This window comes from Lysobacter daejeonensis GH1-9 (assembly GCF_000768355.1).
In the GTDB taxonomy this organism is placed as follows: Bacteria; Pseudomonadota; Gammaproteobacteria; order Xanthomonadales; family Xanthomonadaceae; genus Aerolutibacter; species Aerolutibacter daejeonensis.
The window spans coordinates 59,815-74,728 of record NZ_AVPU01000011.1 but is presented as its reverse complement, the minus strand read 5'-3'; the positions used below and the strand labels follow the sequence as shown (position 1 = coordinate 74,728).

The window sequence follows — 14,914 nt, the reverse complement described above, 5'->3', positions numbered from 1 at the left end:
CCACGATGAACCTGCTTGCCATCGTTGCCACACTCGCGCTTATCGCGCTCCCGCACCTCGGGCAGGCCGCCGAAATCCGGACTCAGACCGGCAGCGGCTACACCGACTTCGTGCTGGAGGGGGTCATTGAGCCTGGCGATACTGAGCGGCTCGTCGAGCTCGTGCGGGAGACCCCGGAAGCACTCTCGAATCTGTGGCTCTTCAGCCCCGGAGGAGACTACGAGGAGTCCATGAGGCTGGGCCGCACACTGCGCGCCCTGGAGTTCTCCACGATGGTGCCGTCGCGCGTGGATGAGGCGCCGTCGTGCACCGTGTCACTCAGCGGCCGCCAGCCCATCGACCCCGCGAACTGTACCTGCGCCAGCGCCTGCTTTTTCGCCCATATCGGCAGCCTTCACCGGGGCGGCACCTATCTGGCCGTGCACCGGCCTTACTTCGCCAAGGGCAAATTCGGTCAACTGTCCGAACAGGAGGCCACCGCGAAGTTCAACGCGCTGCAGTCCTCGGCGCGCACATACATGGCGGACATGGGCGTGCCGGCCCACGTGGCTGAAGACATTCTGGGCACGCCTTCCGACCGGGTCATGCTGCTCGACGACAGGACGGTGAAAACCTACTTCTGGAAGTACCTGCCGGCACGGCACGAATGGCTCCAGAACCGATGCTCAGACCTATCTCCGGAAGAGCGCGCCCGCTATGACCGCTACGGCGCCATGGTCCTCGCAAATGGCGGCCGGCGCCGCTTCGCCGAGTTCATGACGCCCGCCGAGGTCGAAGATCACGCGCGACTGTTCCAGCGCGAAGGCGCGGCCCTCACTTGCGTGGTCGATGTCACCGCAAAGAGCCGGCGCGAAGCGCAGCGGAAGTACTTCCAGTCGAACCCACCCCAATGAGTACCAACCACCACGCACCAACCACAGAAGGACTTGCCGATGACAGCGCAACGACCGCCGGATCGAGGCCCCACGTCTCCGCCGAGGGAGGACAAACACAGCCACACGCCACCATTGCGGAACCCTCCGCCGCCACCCCCGCCCCCGCCGCCGGCGAGGAAGTGACGGAAGCGGTTGCGCCCCGGGTGCGCGACCATGATGAAGCCCTGCTGGACCTCGACTACGCGATCCGCATCTCATGCCTGCATGAGCGGCTGTTCGGTCGGGTAAAGCGGGGCATCATCGCGCTCAACCTGCTGGCCGGCGCCGCTGCTGTGTCCACGTTCTTCGAGGGAAACGCCGCTCTCGTAGCTGCTTCAGCGGCAGTCGTAGCAGGAACGACGATCGCAGATGCCGTGTGGGACTACGGTTCATTGTCCGCCGCCCACGCCGCAGATCGAAAGCGCTTCCAACGCATCCGTGCTCGCTCCGCCCGCATGACAGTGGACAAGCTGGATGCCGCAGTGGAACTCGCAAAGATCGACTGCGCCCAATCCTTGGAGTCGCTACGGCTGCCTGCGTACAACGACAACCTGCGGCGACATGGACGAAGTGAGCACTTGGCAAAGCTCACACTCCTGCAGAAGCTGATGGGGATCATCGCCTGATCCCCACCGGCTGCCTTACCGCTGCTCTCGCTTGGCCACGATGACCGCGGCGGCGAACTCCGGAATGCTCTCGGGGTTCTCCTCGTCCTCGGCCACGCGCCACAGGTAGTCGACGTGGCGCCACGGGCCGGCCAGCGGCAGGCCCAGCGTGTACCCCGCGACGTTCACCGCGTTCCGCGCCACCTTGCGGGCCTCCAACTCCTCCCCGCCCATGGCCTTGGTCACGTCCCGGCTCAGTCGGCTCCATGCCTCCGGGATCGACTGCACCGGCGAGAGCCGATAGCCGTACTTGGCGCCGACGATGTCGCGCAGCCCCGGGATCCCGTAGAACAGGTAGGCCCCCATCCGCTTCGCGTAGTACTCGACGAGGTCCTCGTCCTCGCCTTCGCCGTCCTCCGCGCCGATCCCACGGTTGATCAGGTCGTCGAGGATCACCGGCACCGCCACCAGGAACAGCGCCCGAGCGGACAACAGCGGCAGTTCCGCCATCAGCCGCCCGGGCCCCCCATCCAGTGCACGCCCGATGTCGCGGCCCATGCTGACTTGGCGATTGAGGTAGGCCGAGCCGTAGCTGTAGAACATCGTCAGCCACTCGAGGAACATCACGTCGCCCTCGATGAGCGCGGTGTCCTTCGCGCCGCCGGCACCCTGGGCAGTGATCACCGCGTCGTCAGCCGCAGCGATCGCGGCATCCCCTTCCAACCCCTGGCGCAGCGCGCCCTCGTGCGCGGCGATCCACAGCGGCAGGTCGACGGTGTAGGTCTGGATGTACCGGATGAAGATGTAGGCGTGTGCGATCGCACCGTCGTACAGGTTCGCCGCCTTGCCCTTCAGCCCTCCGGACATCTGCCCCGCGAGGTAGCGATTCATGTTCAACCGGATATCGGCGTCGGCCGTGTCGATGCGGTGGCGCATCTCACCCGACGAGCGCATGACCGCGTCCACCGAGCCCGGCTTGAACATGCTGCCGTAGGCCATCAGCAGCATCGGGACGCCGCGCACTCCGTAGCGGGCCTTCAGCACCTCGACGGAGTTGGACACGCCGATCACCTGCTTGAGGCCGGAGCTCACGTTGAGGCCTTGGGCCATGATGCCCACGTGCCGGCGGACGCCTCGCGAGAACGCGCGGAGCGGCCCGAACGCGCGTGCCGCCTGGACGAGCTGGTCGGTGGCGACCTGCCGCAGCTTGTCCTCGACCATGTCCAGGTATTCCGGCCCCATGGTGTCGTTCATCGCGCCCACGACATCCGCGTGCTTCATCAGCTTGCGGATGCCGATCACGGTCTCGCGGTGCGTGAGGTCCTTGAGGATGCTGGACAGGTGCGCCGGGATCACGGCCAGGTCCAACTTCACCGGCAGCTTCGCCTTCTGCACGCGCTCCTTGGTGTGGCCGTTCGGTGGCAGCGTCGTCAGCGCCATGGGATCGAAGAACGAGTCGCTGTCGGCGTTGACGAAGGCCTTCCACTGGGTGCTGTCCCGGTCGTAGACCAGCGGGTAGTACCCGCCCGGGTACTGGCCGAAAGGCGTTTGCACCGAGAGCGGCTCGATCTTGGGCGGCGCCACGCCGGTGAGGCGCTGCTGCTGCTCCGCGATCTGCGGCCACAGGGTTTCCAACGTGTTCCAGACCGCCTGCACGAAGTCCCAATCGGCCTTCTCCATGTGGCCCAGGATCTCCATCAGCTGCACGTCGCCCCACTGGCGCCCATCCTGCAGGCGCTGCAGGTTCGAGGCGTTGCCGGTGTTGAGCGCGACCGCCAGCACGTCGGACTTCGTCAGGTTCTGGTTGATCGACGCGATCCAGATCGGCCGCGCAAGCTCCCGCCCCTTGAGGTACTCGTCGAACAGCGCCACGACCCTGCCGCCATAGTCCTGCATCAGGTCCAGATAGCGCGCCTGTGCCCGATCGAGGGGGCGGATCACCAGGCGGGAGAACGCGCCCTCCGTGTTGCCCTCACCGTCCACCCAGTTGGCCAGCGTCCGCATCCGCAGCAGCATCGCGCCGGCCGCACGCCAGAGCCGCTTGGCTCGCTCCGGGAACCGCTTGTTCAGCACCTCGGACACCGGAGGCGGGCCACGATCCTTGAGGGCGCCGCGCACGGCCTGTGACAGCGCTTCCGCCGAGGCGTCGAGGTCGTGCTGTTCGCCGGCAAGCCTCAGTTGCAGCGCCTCGCGCGCCTGGTGGTCCAAAAGGCGCAGCACGCCGACCAGCTCGTCCAGCTGCTGCGGGGTCATGTCGCGATAGTGCGTGCGCCGCCCCTCCTCCAGTTGCCGCATCACCGCTTCCGGCACCTGCGGGTCGATGCCCTGGGCGAGCATGCGGTCGTACCACGCGCTGAGCGTTGCGGTCCGCGCGCGCTGGCGGTCCGAGATCGGTCGGAAGGAGTACTGCTCGAGGACCTGCTCGACCGCATCGAGCACGCCGGCGCGGCCCAGCCGCTTGCGACTGGCCGGCGTCTCCAGGCGCTGGGCGAACCCCACTTGGCGCTCAACCCGCTCCCGGACCTGCATCGCCTCCGAATGGAGTACCGCATTGAGCATCTGCTCGCGCTTGGCCTTCAGTGCCTCGGCGTAGCGCCCGCGCGCGGCGGACTGCTGGGCCTTGCGCGCGGCCCGGCGCTCCGCGATCAGGAACTCGCTCGGGCGGATGGAATGGATGGGCCGGCGGGCGATGATCTCGGCGGCCACCGCGCGCAGCACGCGGCGATTCGGTCGGGGTTCCTGCGCGAGGTCCGCCAGCATCCCCATCTCCGCGTCGATCACCTCGACTCGCCGGTCGCTGGTGGCCGCCGCCATCGCAGCAGCGGCCGGGTCGCCGTCGTTGCCCGGCTGCGGGTGCCGCTCGTTCAAGCGCGCCTCCGTGTCCGCCTCCACGTTGCGACCGTTCGCGTCGAGGATGGCCGAGACCATGGCATCCCCCGAGGGGAAGCCGAGCAACGCGGCGGCGGTATCCGGGTCCACGCCTCCCTGGTCCTGGACGACGCCCAAGGGCCGGAGTTGCTCGACACGGGCGGAGCCGCCCTCCGTGCCCCCCAGCGCCTTGGCGTCGAGCTTGAGTCCGCGCAGAGCGTCGGGGATGTCCGCCGCTTCGGCCGTGCCGGCCAGCGCGCGCGTCGCCACCATGCCGGGGCTTTCCGCGATCTCCCGCTCCACTTCCTCGCGCACGGTGTGGCGCTGTTCCTCGCGCAGAGCCTTGGCCTCCCGCCGCTCGGCGGCCTGACGCCGGGTGGTCGCCGCGGTGAGGGCATCCGCCCGCAGCGCCTGCAGGCTGTCGAGGTACGCCGCCCAGCGCGTCGGTGACACGCCGAGGGCTGCAGGTTCCGCGCCCAAGTCGATCGGTCCGGTTCCGGCGTCGGCCTGCGCGGCGGCGATCTCCTCGTCGGTCGCGAGCAGGCGGTCGAACACTTCGCGGATCTCCGGCCGCAATTCCACCTTCAGCCGGACCAGATCGCGGTACACGTCCAGCAGCCACGCGCGGAACCGGTCGAACAGGGACTGCATTTCGGGGGTGGGCGCCTCACCATCGGCGAGATAGCGCTCGAACCCACGAGCCCACTGCTCCAGATGGTCCGTGGTGACCTGGTCCTCCGTCTCGACCCCGAACCATTCCAGGGCAGCAGCGTAGTCATCCCGCACGCCCTGGGGCGCGTCCTCGCGCTTGGCGGCGTCGCTGAAGACCTCCCAAAACAGGTGGCCGGTCTCGTGGAGGAACGTGCTCAAGTCCGCGCGCTTGAGCAGCTCGATGCGTAAGGTGCGGTCCCCGTTGATCAGGATGCGCCCGCGCTCGGTGCCGCCCTGGTGGAGGATGTGCGGATCGTTGGGATCGAACGTCCCGCGGTTCTGGCTGGCGGACTTCACCTGCTTGGAGTGGAAGGCGATCCAATTGTCGGCGTCGGCGATGTGGATGCCGTCGTAGCCCTGGCGCTGCAGGAACTCACGGAACGCGATGGCGGCCTCCTGCGAGTCCAGTTCCTGCGCCTCCTCGAGGCTCATCTCGTAGGGGTTGCTGATGGCGAGGTAGGCATCGATCACACGCTCGTCGGCCGGCACACCCTGCGCCGCGTTCTCGGCGTAGCCCTGGGCGAGGTTGCGGTTGCCAGTGAAGAAGTGCCCGAGCGGCGCGGTGGCGTGGCCGGTGGCGGTGCCATGCTTCCCCTCGAAGACCCAGAAGTCTTCGGCGGTGCCGTGGTAGACGGTCCTGGGCGCGCCCTCCTCCGTCACCACGCGGGACCCTCCGAACCACCGCTGGAACTCCGGAGTCGCGGTGCGCGGATTGGGGGCGGGCGCCGCCTCACGCCCGAAGAGGGCACCCAGCCCGTCCGCCGCGCGCTGCATCAGCGCTCGCAGCCCGCGGGGCACCTGCCCCTCCGCCTTGGCGATGGTGAGCGCGTACGGCTCGTACAGGCTCCAGGCGTCGGTGCCGAGGCGCTGCCCCAACGTCCGGAACATCGCGCCGTACAGCCGCGCCTGTCGCTGCGCATCGGCAGCCGTGTAGACCCCGGTCGCCTGGAGTTGCGCCAGAACGTCGTCCTCGACGCGCTGGGCCGTCGCCTCGGGTGTAGCGGCCAGACCGCCCGAGGCGGCCTGAGCATCGGAGGCAGCGGCGAGGGCACCGACGTCGTGGGTCTCCAGCTCCCGGGCGGACAAAGCGTCTTCCGTGAATCGGGCATCGCGTGCGAATTCGGCCGCATTCGGCAGGCGCGCCACCACCGTGGCCCACTTCGCCGCGGGGATGACCAGGTCGCCGCCCGTCTCCAGCGCTTCGCGCCACGCGCCCTCGCGCCCAGTCAGTTCTGCAGCGACCGCGTCCGGATCAACGTTGGCGGACTGGAAGAGCACTTGGGCCGCCTCGGCAGCCAAGTAGACCTGGTGCTCCCCGGCGGCCTCGACGAACGCTGCCAGCTCCGCCGGATTGCGCTGGCCAAGCTTGGCTTCGGCTGCCGAACTGGTGAACTCGGCAAGCTTGGCCGCGTCGTCGGCCGACTGGATGAGGCGGTGCGCCTCACGTGCTGCGGCCCGCTCACGGACCGTCGCGTAGTTGCCCGGCACCTCGGCCACCGCGGTAGGAATCTCGGCGAAGGCCTCCATCAGGACATCGCTCGGGTTGATCTCGTCGCCGCTGGCCAGCTGCGCGGTGAGTTCGCCGGCAGCACCGCCGCCTGCTTGCAGTCCGGCCTCGCCGGTCGAGCGGACCGCCACGGATCCCGCCGTAGCCCGTGCACCGGCCAGTAGTCGCCCGGCCAGTCCCGCCGTCGCAGCGTCGAAGAGGGCGACCGGCACGCCGCGTTTCATCGCGTACTCGCGTGCCGCCTGCATCCGCTTCGGGTCGGTGATGAACCCCTTCACCGAGCCGAGGTCGGTGTCGTCAACACCGGCACGCTGCATCGCGGTCGCGATCGCGTTGCCGTACTCGACCGCGAAGGAGCCCCCGCCGGCTGCCGTCGCAGTGGCCCCGGGTCCGAACATCGAGGCCGCCGCGGTTGCGGCCAGTGCGGGGGCTCCCTGCCCCAAGGACTGGACGATGGTGACGCCCACCGCGCGCGGGTTGGTGGCGATGGCCTTGGCCGAGGCTTTCCAGCCGTCGGCGTCTGCGATCTCTTGCTGCTGGGCAGCGGTCGCGCTGCTCAAGCGCTCGATCCCCGCAGCGCGACGGTTCTCCTGGGCGTAACGCGCCGCGGCCTGCGTCTGGCTGTAGTCCTCCGCGTCACGGAAGCCGAGCCCTCGCGCGACATCGTCGTCGACCAGGTCGGGCAACATCGGGTCCAGGAGGAAGGTGGAGACGTAGTTCTTGCCTCGCACCCATGCCGCATGCGCTTGCGTGACCAGTTCCTCGGCGATTCCCGGCTCCGGAGTCGCCCGCATCGTGGCGCCCTTGCTCGGCAGTGCTCGACCCAAACGCTCGAGCGTGTCGACGTCGTCTCGCACCAGCGCTGCGCGCTCCGGCGTCAGCCAGCGGGACGCCCCCGGCGTGCTGGTGGCGAACCGCTCCATCCGGTCCACCTGGTCGAGCTCGTCGTAGTGCTTGAGGTCATCCGCCACAGCTTGCGGCCCGATCCCGTGCGCAGCGCCCAGGCGCTGGGCCTTGGCCATGTCGTCAGGGGCGATGGCCGGGGAGGTGATGGCCGCTTCGCGCGCCCGTTCGCGCCGCCGGTGCTCGATGTACCGGTCGACGAGCTCGTCGTTGAGTAGTTCGGTCATTGGGATTGGCTCTCGAAGGCTTTCATGCGCAACACGGCGCGGGTGATCTCGTCTTGGGTCGGGTTGTCGACGCCCTCGTCGGCCAGCGCACGTCGCGCGCGCTGGGCATCTGCGGGTTCCATCTTCAGGTCGATGCGGCTGTAGCTCTTCACCGCATCCGGCATGCTCTCGGGCCTGCGTGCAAACGACTGGACGAGGCTCCGGACCAAGGCCCGGTCCTGCTCGGGTGTGGGGTCGCTGCCCTGGTTGCGGTCCCGGAAAGTCGTTCGCGCCTGCGCGATGGCCATGCCGAATGCGGCTGCCTTCTCCTTGTGCGCGGTGCCCTTCCACCCCAGCACCTGCAGGCCCTCGGTCACGAGCGCCGCCTCCACCTTGCGCCGGCGAAGGGTCACCTCGCGCTTCTTCGGGTCGTTGAGTTCCTTCCACTCGTTGAGCAGTCGCGCCCGGTCGGCGGTGGACAGCGAGCCCGCGTCCTGCAAGATCTCGAGCCGCGTCTCCTTCGATGCGAATCCCGCGGGGTTGTCGAGCATCAGGCGCGCGTAGCGGTCGTACACCAGCGGGTCGGTTTCCGTCAGGGTCTCGCCGCGACGTTCGCGCCACTGGTGCTCAAGCACGCCGCTCCAGCCCTGCCGGACGGCGATGGCCGCGTTCTCTGGCCCCACCGCCTCGCGCCAGGACTTCGCATCTGCGCCTTGCTCATCGATCGCGGTGCGCATGCCCTCGAGGGCGATGGACTCGGATTCGATACGTGCGTTGCGACGGTCGGTGAATGTGCGCCGGATACGCTGCTCCACGCCTTTGCGCTGCTGCGGGTCCGTCACGTGCGCCCGCATCTGCTTGAGGGCGTCTTCAAGGGTCGCCGCTTGCGCGATGGCAGCAGACCCAGCCGGCGCCCGACCAGGCGGCAGCTCGGCGTGGATGTGGGGACCGGTGCCGGTCTTGCCATCGCGCTCGTCGACCACCTCGTAACCGGCCGCGCGCAGGTCGGCGATCAGCGCGTCGCCCTGCGCCTTGGTCTTGCCCTTCACGCTGTAGTCCACCGCGGTGCCCTTGGGGTGCTGGCTGCGTGCGCCGGCCCCGACGGCGATCACCGGCCGCTCCATGCTGCTGATCGAGAACCCGTGCTTCTTGGCCAGGGCCGTGTAGTCCCCTTGAACGCTCTTGGGGTCCGTCGTTGCCCGGCTGCTTGTGTCCGAGTCCCCGTCTGCAAGTCCTGGAAGCGCACCGCCGTCCACAAAGACCGCGGCCAACGCCTCTTCCTCGGCATCCGCCTCCGCCGGCCTCAGGATCGACTCGAGGTGGGTCAGCTGCTCCGGTGCAATGCTGGCCTGGTGCTTGTCGAGGTAGGCCCGCGCATTCGCGACGCCGTCGGGCCGCGCGAGCAGGCCTCGTGCGGTGCCGTAGTGGATGCTGGAGATGGCGGTGCGCTGTGCCTCGGCGGTGACCTCGGGCGACTCGCCGGTCACCTGGGCGGATGCGTCGTACATGCCCAGCACGGTCCCGATCAGCTCCTCTTGGCGTTCGAAGTCTCCGGCGATGCCGGCGGCGATGGCGGAATCCTGACCGCCCTTCTTGGATGCCTCGCGCGTCTCACGCGCGGCCAACTCGTAGCGCCGGTACGACTCGCCCTGCACCCGACCCGCGAAGCGTGAGCGGTTCTGCGCGTTGACCTGGTCGAAGCGGGCGCGCTGGTCGCGGGTCAGACTGCGCCGGATGTCGGCTGCTCGACGGTCGTACTCCGGAATCAGGGCGTCCTGCGCACCGAGCGCATTGATGCCCTGGTGCTTGGCCATGCCCTTGTCGTTCGAGGGGTCAAAGGCCGTCGCCTCGAAGGTGTCCAGGTCGAACTGGGCCTTCATCAAGGCGGTGAGGTCCGCCTCCTCCTTCGCCCTCTTGCCGATGTCCATCGCCACGCCCTGGACGGCGCGGATGCCGTCGATCGCAGGCGACAAGTCGACCTGCGTGGTGTTGCGGACACCGGGCGTGGCCTGCAGTTGCTGCTGCGGGCCGGCGGTCCTCGGGATAATTGTCGCCACCTCAGTTCCTCCTCGTGATGCAGATAGGTGAGCGAGGCCTCGCGTGCTCGTGAGGCCCGCAAGGTCGGTCAGTGCTGGGTTGTCCGGGTGACGGTCCCGTCCTCGTGGAGGTCGATCCGGACGTCGATGAGGCGCATGGACACCAGGCGTCGGCAGGTGCAGCTGTCGTGCCGCCAGTGCCCGCATTCGGGGGAGTGGGTGACCTGCAGTGCAGGGAGTTCGTTGACGGAAACGAGGCCCTTGGCTAACGCGATGGCCAACCGCATCAGCAGGCGCTCCGCCAACTGGTCGGCTCGGATGTCGTCCCGGATGTCCCAAGGGCCGGTCATGCCGCCGTCCTTCGCGCGCGCGCGCGTACGCGGGGGACTCCGACGTCGGTCTGGAACCCCTCCCGACTCGACTCGTCGATTCCCCCACACCCCCTATACAACCGACAAGTCGATAGTCGAGATGACTCGTTCGAGAAACGGTCGGATGCCGCTATTGCGGCGGCCATCCGACTCGATTCCGACTCGTCGCCTGTCACCGACACGTGGCCGACAAGTCGAAAACCAGTAGCCGCAATGGTTCCAGTGATGACCTGTCGGTTCATGCGTCACCTGCCGACGGGTCAACCGACCGGTACACGGTGGTCATGCCCCTGGTCCGCGGCACCTGCTCCTCGACGCACCTCAGATCGCCGGCATCCACGGCCAGCGCCAGGTAGGGCGCCGCCCAGTTCGCCCCCCGTCCCGCCTCGGTGCTGACCGCGCGGACGGTCGGCTGGCGGCCTCCCTTTTCGAGCCGCGCCACGAGTCCGACGACCTGCGTTACCTTGCCGGTCGTGACCTCGTCTTTGGCGGTCTTGCGGCTGTCGGCCCGGGCGGCGAGCACCATCTGCCGGAGCTTTCGCCACCGGGCGCCGGCGATCTGGGCGGGCACAGGCGTCACCGACAGCGCGGGACCGCACTCGGTGTGGTGCCAGGTGAAGAAGACCGGCGCCGGATCCATGCCCTTGGAACTGTCCAGGGGGACCAGGACCGTCACCCGCTCGCTCTTGCCCGGGGCCGCCATGCGGCGCAGCACCGTGCGCGCGTCGCTGTCGGGGTGCGGGTCCTCTTCGCTCCCCAGGTTCACCAGCAGGCACGCCTGGCGGGAGTTGAACACCAGCGAGGTCGCGCCGCGGATGTCCGACGTGGAGATGGCGAGCTCGGAGAGGTTGGCCGCGGCCTGTTGCGACGTGTGGTGCACGATCACCACCGCGACATCCAGCGCCCGCGCCACCTTGCGGAGCGCTTCCACCAGCACGCTGAGGGCGACGTTGTCCTCGCCGGCCTGACTGAGCGTCGAGGCGGTCTCGAAGATGATCAGCCCGGGCGGGTTCGGATCGTCCATGCGGGTCTGCAGTCCCGCGATCACGCCTTCGACGGCCGTGGACGGAATCGGCTGGCGATCCACCAGCGTGACCAGCTTGGCAAACACCTCCATGCCCGGCTGCATCAGGTCGGGGACGATGATCCGGTCGCGAACCGCGGCGGCGTCTGCCTTCCCAAGGCGACTCCGGTGGGCAACCGCCAGCGCTGCGTACTGGCGGCGGTCGTCCTCAGCGCTGTAGATCAGGACCGATCGATCGGGCTGTGGGCTGAGTCCGGCGACCTTGATGCCCAGGACGTACGCCACCGCCAGAGAGAAGGTCGCGCGCGTCTTGCCCTCTCGGCCGGGGGCGCCGATCACCGTCACTTCCCGCGTCGGGAACAACCCGCAGTTGCCATCCTGGAAGGCGTGCGGGTAGGGCTGCAGCGCCTGGCTCAGCTCTTCGTCCGAGAACGGGGTGAGGGAGCAGTAGAAGCGCTCGCCCAACGAGGGGCGGTGATCCGCGTCCTGAGGGTCGGGGTTCCTGCTGCGAGCATCGTCCAGACTCGCGACGTTCGCCTCCGCGCGTGCCCGGATGTCGTTTGGCTTAGCGGCCACGGAGCACCGTCCTTGCGTCTTCGATTCGCGCAACGGCGGTGCGCAGGTGGGTGAGGTCCTCCGGCGGCAGGGGCATGCCGGCGGCGAGCATCTCCGCCGCGAGCAGGACAAGCGTGGCCTCGACGTCCAAGGTGACGACCGCTGCGCCCCAGCTCGCCTCGCGGAGTGCGCGCCTTGCCGCCCGCCGGCCCTCCGGCGTGTCCGGTGCCAGCCGTTCGGGGAATAGGTCCGGCAGTTCCAGGCCCATGGCGCCGAGCACCGCTGCCGCAGGACACCCGGCGAAGCAGTGCATGAGGACACGGCCGTCGTCGGCCTCGGTGACGCTGAGCTTCTGGGAACGCCCCCCGCATGCTGGGCAGAGGGCCCGGTAGCCGCGCCCGGAACGCTGCACGCGGTCCAGGCGGGACAACACGACTTCCAAGGGGCCGACGCTGCTCGTCGCGACCGCCGTCATGCAGGCCTCCGCACGAGGTCGCGCACCGCGGCCTTGAACGGGAGGCCGGTCCGCCGCTGATGGAAGCCGACCAGGTCGCCCCCGCCGCATGAACCATCGCAACGCCAGCTGCCGCGGTCGCCGGTGACCTGAACCAACAGGCTCTGGTTGCGGTCGTTGTGGAACGGGCAGGTGGCACGCGCCCAACCGGTGATGCTCGGCGGTGCGAGATCCGCCAGTTCGCGCGCGTAGTACACGGAGGGGGATGGGAGTCGAGCGCGCCAGTTGGTCGGCATGCGCTCGCCGTAGAGGGCGGCGTACCCGGCCAGCTGCTCTGCCGTTGGAGTCGCGCCGCGTGCCGGCGGCCGACGGCGGCTCAATGCAGCACCCCGTCGCGCCCGTGGACGACGGTGCCCCAGTGCATGCTCAACGCCTGGCTGCTGCACCAGTGGAGGATGCGCAGATCTCGCTCAAGCTGAAGCAGCCCCGCGCGCGTCGGACGATGCTTCATTCGCTGCGCCAGTGCGGCTGCGGCGGCCAACTCCGAATCGAGGAAGTCAAGGTCGGTGAAGCACCGCACCTCACAGGCGGGATCGGGCCCCATGTAGACCGATCGGAGCAGCGGATCGCTCGTCACATCTGCGCTGCTATGATCCGGCTGCCCACCGCTGTCGTTGTGCGCCTCGCCCTGGTTGCCTCCAGGGCGTTGGCGTTTCTGGGGGGCACTCATGCCGGCCGCTCCTGGCCACGCTGGGCAAGGCGGGCGTCGACCCACTGGTCGATTTCAGAGGCGCTCCACGCGGAGGTCCGGTAGCCCAAGCGCGTCGGGCGAGGGAACGTGCCCGCCGCCACCCGGCGGTAGACCTCAGACTTGCTCAAGCCCGTGCGCGCCAGCACAACGGGCAAACGGACGAGTTCGGGGCGAAGCGTGACCTCGGCCAATTCGGGGGACGGCATGTCGATCTCCAATCGGTCCAGTTCGGGACTGATTGGGATGCTCTGCATTCGTCTCGCCAGTTTGTTACGGCTGCCCCCTAGCCGTAACGCCTACCCCCTACGCGCTATCGCTTGGGGGCTTTGCGGCTCTTCTGCTCGTGGAGTAGCGCTTCGTAGATCAGCCGCTGGGGATCCGCTGACACGTCCACGAGATGCTCTGGCAGTCGTCGTTCAAGCTGACGAGCAATTTCTCGCGGTGCGCCTTGCATCCCCTGCGCCTCCTCCAGCGCCCATTGCTTGAGTCGCCTCGACGCCTCATGCCTCGAGGATGCGCCACGCTTGCCGCTTTCCGACGACGCGCGGCGACCTGCCTCATTGCTCATCACCCAACCGAGGTGGAGCCCAGCAATCCGCATCACCTCCATCGCCGCGCCCAAGATTTCGCGGCTTAAGCGAGGCTCAGCAGCGTTCACCGCCGCCGCGTCGAGAAGCACGAGCGCCATGCCCGCCATAAGCTCGGCCGGCTCAAGACCATCCTGGCTCAATGAGAGGTCGACATCCTCATCGAAGTCGCACATGAGGCCAGCCGGTCCAAAGCGATCGCACCAGTTCACGAAGCTCTTGGCGGCATCGTGAAAGGGCAGCCGCAGTCGCATCGGATCCCGCGCGAGCTGGTCACCATCCGACCAGTCCATGGTGGCGACCATGCTCAGCAAGTCGTCGCTCGGCAGCAACTGGAAGGCCTCGCCGTCTGCTGCATCTGCCACGGCGAGCAGCGTCTGATGCAGCTGCGAACGCGCGAACTCGATTCGGGCGCGCGCAATCGCGTGTTCCCCTTGCTCACGGCTCACCGTGCCCGACAGCATTTGCCAAGCTTTGATGGCAATCAGCTCGAGGCTCTTGTCGCTGCCAGTCGCGCGCAGGTGGTACGTGCGCAGTGGTTCGCCATCGTCACCCTTCCCCCAGGGCGCCCCTTCGATAACGCGAAAAGCCTGCAAGCCTCCGGATGCATGGACGGGAAATCGGCGCGCGGCCTCGTCTATACCCGCGCGCCAAGAGCGATCGCCAAGCTCAATCCCGTCGATCTGAAACGCCCTGCGCAAATGCGCCTGCAGTCCATCTCTCATGCCAGTGCCCCGGGTTAGGTCAACGGATCCAAGCCGAACCCCTCGCGCACCGTCGCCAACTGCAGCCCGTTCGCCGCGCTCGCGAGCTCGTTGTACATGTTCCCCTGCTCCGCGACGGAGGCCACCAGGAAGCCAAGCGTCGTGAGGTCCACTTCACCTCGATCGGCGTTCGCCAATGCCCGACCCAACGCTCCAATTTGGGCCAGCGTGTCGGAGACATGGTTCCTCGCTAGGAATGCGATCCCCTCGAGCTCCTGTCTGCTGCGCTCGCCCATGCAGCGCGTGGGCCAGTCCGCACCAAATGCCATCTCGAACAGGCGGGCGGTTTCGTTGTGGGCAGTGATCGACATGTCAGCCCTCCCCTTGCCGCGCCACGATCCGTGGGTCGAGCGACTTGGCGACTGAGGTGGCCAGCTCCATCGTGCGAAGTGCGCTCCATAGCATCTGCGCGGCCTCCTTCGGATTGGCCTGCATCTGCGAACCGTCTTCGCCCAGGTCGATCGCCAGCGTGTTGATGATCGAAGTGGCCTCCGACATCAGGCACGTGAACTCGTCGTGCAGCTCATCAGCCGCCCCGGAGAACGTGTAGGTCAGGTTGGAAGTCGAGCCGCGGTGCGCGCCGCGGTGCGTGGTTGTGGCTGCTACGCTGTTGTCTGCCATGGTCGCCAGTCTCCTATGGGTGGCGGGTGTGGAAGGC

General features: G+C 68.3%; 13 protein-coding genes. 2 read left to right on the top strand and 11 right to left on the bottom strand.

The window, feature by feature from the left end; all coding sequences use genetic code 11:
- Window positions 1–5 precede the first annotated feature (5 nt).
- Both N800_RS08045 and N800_RS08040 read left to right on the top strand, forming a co-directional pair.
- Entirely contained in the window at window positions 6–893 is an 888-nt protein-coding gene (locus N800_RS08045; RefSeq protein ID WP_036136801.1) for a hypothetical protein, read from the top strand.
- Window positions 890–1,540 (top strand): hypothetical protein, encoded by a 651-nt coding sequence (locus tag N800_RS08040; protein WP_036136800.1) that lies wholly within the window; start codon window positions 890–892, stop codon window positions 1,538–1,540. Before N800_RS08045 ends, N800_RS08040 begins: the two co-directional genes overlap by 4 nt.
- Before the next feature lie 15 nt (window positions 1,541–1,555).
- On the opposite strand, the gene N800_RS08035 is transcribed toward N800_RS08040, so the two are convergent.
- From N800_RS08035 to N800_RS07975, 11 genes are all read right to left on the bottom strand, one after another.
- Window positions 1,556–7,735, bottom strand: coding sequence for an ADP-ribosyltransferase-containing protein (locus N800_RS08035; RefSeq protein WP_052108049.1), 6,180 nt, complete (start codon window positions 7,733–7,735; stop codon window positions 1,556–1,558).
- Window positions 7,732–9,771 carry a hypothetical protein gene (locus N800_RS08020; RefSeq protein ID WP_036136793.1) on the bottom strand — a complete coding sequence of 680 codons (2,040 nt, stop codon included), beginning with the start codon at window positions 9,769–9,771 and terminating at the stop codon, window positions 7,732–7,734. Before N800_RS08020 ends, N800_RS08035 begins: the two co-directional genes overlap by 4 nt.
- Window positions 9,772–9,839: 68 nt before the next feature.
- The gene (locus N800_RS08015; RefSeq protein WP_036136791.1) at window positions 9,840–10,100 is read right to left on the bottom strand and encodes a hypothetical protein; all 261 of its coding nucleotides are present in this window, start codon (window positions 10,098–10,100) and stop codon (window positions 9,840–9,842) included.
- 259 nt (window positions 10,101–10,359) lie between these two features.
- Complete coding sequence (locus N800_RS08010) at window positions 10,360–11,721, bottom strand: AAA family ATPase (RefSeq protein ID WP_198032497.1); 1,362 nt, start codon at window positions 11,719–11,721, stop codon at window positions 10,360–10,362.
- Complete coding sequence (locus N800_RS16075) at window positions 11,711–12,175, bottom strand: hypothetical protein (protein ID WP_052108047.1); 465 nt, start codon at window positions 12,173–12,175, stop codon at window positions 11,711–11,713. The genes N800_RS08010 and N800_RS16075 overlap by 11 nt, the downstream gene beginning before the upstream one ends.
- Window positions 12,172–12,450: a CHC2 zinc finger domain-containing protein gene (locus N800_RS08000; RefSeq protein WP_084087354.1), complete on the bottom strand. Its 279-nt coding sequence runs from the start codon at window positions 12,448–12,450 to the stop codon at window positions 12,172–12,174. The genes N800_RS16075 and N800_RS08000 overlap by 4 nt, the downstream gene beginning before the upstream one ends.
- A gap of 80 nt (window positions 12,451–12,530) precedes the next feature.
- On the bottom strand, window positions 12,531–12,884 hold the full coding sequence (locus N800_RS07995; protein ID WP_036136787.1) for a hypothetical protein: 354 nt from the start codon (window positions 12,882–12,884) through the stop codon (window positions 12,531–12,533).
- Window positions 12,881–13,159, bottom strand: a complete 279-nt coding sequence (locus tag N800_RS07990) for a helix-turn-helix transcriptional regulator (RefSeq protein ID WP_198032496.1) — start codon at window positions 13,157–13,159, stop codon at window positions 12,881–12,883. The genes N800_RS07995 and N800_RS07990 overlap by 4 nt, the downstream gene beginning before the upstream one ends.
- 56 nt (window positions 13,160–13,215) lie before the next feature.
- Window positions 13,216–14,217, bottom strand: coding sequence for a hypothetical protein (locus N800_RS07985; RefSeq protein WP_036136784.1), 1,002 nt, complete (start codon window positions 14,215–14,217; stop codon window positions 13,216–13,218).
- Window positions 14,218–14,231: 14 nt separating this feature from the next.
- Complete coding sequence (locus N800_RS07980; RefSeq protein ID WP_036136782.1) at window positions 14,232–14,567, bottom strand: hypothetical protein; 336 nt, start codon at window positions 14,565–14,567, stop codon at window positions 14,232–14,234.
- A gap of 1 nt (window position 14,568) precedes the next feature.
- A complete protein-coding gene (locus N800_RS07975; RefSeq protein WP_036136780.1) occupies window positions 14,569–14,877 on the bottom strand; it encodes a hypothetical protein in 309 nt (102 codons plus the stop codon).
- Window positions 14,878–14,914: the final 37 nt, after the last annotated feature.

Excerpts from the sequence above, each read along its gene's own strand:
- N800_RS08045 (WP_036136801.1), top strand. The coding sequence starts at position 6 with ATGAACCTGCTTGCCATCGTTGCCACACTCGCGCTTATCGCGCTCCCG.
- N800_RS08040 (WP_036136800.1), top strand. The coding sequence starts at position 890 with ATGAGTACCAACCACCACGCACCAACCACAGAAGGACTTGCCGATGAC.
- N800_RS08035 (WP_052108049.1), bottom strand. The coding sequence starts at position 7,735 with ATGACCGAACTACTCAACGACGAGCTCGTCGACCGGTACATCGAGCAC.
- N800_RS08015 (WP_036136791.1), bottom strand. The coding sequence starts at position 10,100 with ATGACCGGCCCTTGGGACATCCGGGACGACATCCGAGCCGACCAGTTG.
- N800_RS16075 (WP_052108047.1), bottom strand. The coding sequence starts at position 12,175 with ATGACGGCGGTCGCGACGAGCAGCGTCGGCCCCTTGGAAGTCGTGTTG.
- N800_RS08000 (WP_084087354.1), bottom strand. The coding sequence starts at position 12,450 with ATGCCGACCAACTGGCGCGCTCGACTCCCATCCCCCTCCGTGTACTAC.
- N800_RS07995 (WP_036136787.1), bottom strand. The coding sequence starts at position 12,884 with ATGAGTGCCCCCCAGAAACGCCAACGCCCTGGAGGCAACCAGGGCGAG.
- N800_RS07990 (WP_198032496.1), bottom strand. The coding sequence starts at position 13,159 with ATGCAGAGCATCCCAATCAGTCCCGAACTGGACCGATTGGAGATCGAC.
- N800_RS07985 (WP_036136784.1), bottom strand. The coding sequence starts at position 14,217 with ATGAGAGATGGACTGCAGGCGCATTTGCGCAGGGCGTTTCAGATCGAC.
- N800_RS07980 (WP_036136782.1), bottom strand. The coding sequence starts at position 14,567 with ATGTCGATCACTGCCCACAACGAAACCGCCCGCCTGTTCGAGATGGCA.
- N800_RS07975 (WP_036136780.1), bottom strand. The coding sequence starts at position 14,877 with ATGGCAGACAACAGCGTAGCAGCCACAACCACGCACCGCGGCGCGCAC.